Raw genomic sequence first — 1708 nt, 5'->3', positions numbered from 1 at the left:
CTTCGGCGTTGTAAGGTTAAGCCTCACGGTTCATTAGTACCGGTTAGCTCAACGCATCGCTGCGCTTACACACCCGGCCTATCAACGTCGTCGTCTTCAACGTTCCTTCAGGAGACTCTAAGTCTCAGGGAGAACTCATCTCGGGGCAAGTTTCGTGCTTAGATGCTTTCAGCACTTATCTCTTCCGCATTTAGCTACCGGGCAGTGCCATTGGCATGACAACCCGAACACCAGTGATGCGTTCACTCCGGTCCTCTCGTACTAGGAGCAACCCCCCTCAATTCTCCAGCGCCCACGGCAGATAGGGACCGAACTGTCTCACGACGTTCTAAACCCAGCTCGCGTACCACTTTAAATGGCGAACAGCCATACCCTTGGGACCTACTTCAGCCCCAGGATGTGATGAGCCGACATCGAGGTGCCAAACACCGCCGTCGATATGAACTCTTGGGCGGTATCAGCCTGTTATCCCCGGAGTACCTTTTATCCGTTGAGCGATGGCCCTTCCATACAGAACCACCGGATCACTATGACCTGCTTTCGCACCTGCTCGCGCCGTCACGCTCGCAGTCAAGCCAGCTTATGCCATTGCACTAACCTCCTGATGTCCGACCAGGATTAGCTGACCTTCGTGCTCCTCCGTTACACTTTGGGAGGAGACCGCCCCAGTCAAACTACCCACCAGACACTGTCCCCACGCCGGATCACGGCGCCAGGTTAGAACATCAAACATTAAAGGGTGGTATTTCAAGGTTGGCTCCACGCAGACTGGCGTCCACGCTTCAAAGCCTCCCACCTATCCTACACATCAAGGCTCAATGTTCAGTGTCAAGCTGTAGTAAAGGTTCACGGGGTCTTTCCGTCTTGCCGCGGGTACACTGCATCTTCACAGCGAGTTCAATTTCACTGAGTCTCGGGTGGAGACAGCCTGGCCATCATTACGCCATTCGTGCAGGTCGGAACTTACCCGACAAGGAATTTCGCTACCTTAGGACCGTTATAGTTACGGCCGCCGTTTACCGGGGCTTCGATCAGGAGCTTCTCTTGCGATAACCCCATCAATTAACCTTCCGGCACCGGGCAGGCGTCACACCGTATACGTCCACTTTCGTGTTTGCACAGTGCTGTGTTTTTAATAAACAGTTGCAGCCAGCTGGTATCTTCGACTGGTTTCAGCTCCGCGAGCAAGTCGCTTCACCTACACACCAGCGTGCCTTCTCCCGAAGTTACGGCACCATTTTGCCTAGTTCCTTCACCCGAGTTCTCTCAAGCGCCTTGGTATTCTCTACCTGACCACCTGTGTCGGTTTGGGGTACGATTTCGTGTTACCTGATGCTTAGAGGCTTTTCCTGGAAGCAGGGCATTTGTTGCTTCAGCACCGTAGTGCCTCGTCATCACGCCTCAGTGTTAAAGCGCTCCGGATTTGCCTGGAGCACACACCTACACGCTTAAACCGGGACAACCGTCGCCCGGCCAACATAGCCTTCTCCGTCCCCCCTTCGCAGTAACACCAAGTACAGGAATATTAACCTGTTTCCCATCGACTACGCCTTTCGGCCTCGCCTTAGGGGTCGACTCACCCTGCCCCGATTAACGTTGGACAGGAACCCTTGGTCTTCCGGCGAGCGGGCTTTTCACCCGCTTTATCGTTACTTATGTCAGCATTCGCACTTCTGATACCTCCAGCATACCTCACAGTACACCTTCG

General features: G+C 54.0%; 1 rRNA gene. It reads right to left on the bottom strand.

The annotated features are described in order from the left end of the window. Positions 1 to 12 precede the first annotated feature (12 nt). Positions 13 to 1708 (bottom strand): 23S ribosomal RNA (locus tag DW56_RS07840); the annotation flags it as partial.

Origin of the sequence: Franconibacter helveticus LMG 23732, assembly GCF_000463115.2 — a bacterium.
GTDB lineage: Bacteria > Pseudomonadota > Gammaproteobacteria > Enterobacterales > Enterobacteriaceae > Franconibacter > Franconibacter helveticus.
The sequence above is the reverse complement of the archived record's forward strand: the minus strand, read 5'-3'. Positions and strand labels throughout refer to the sequence as shown.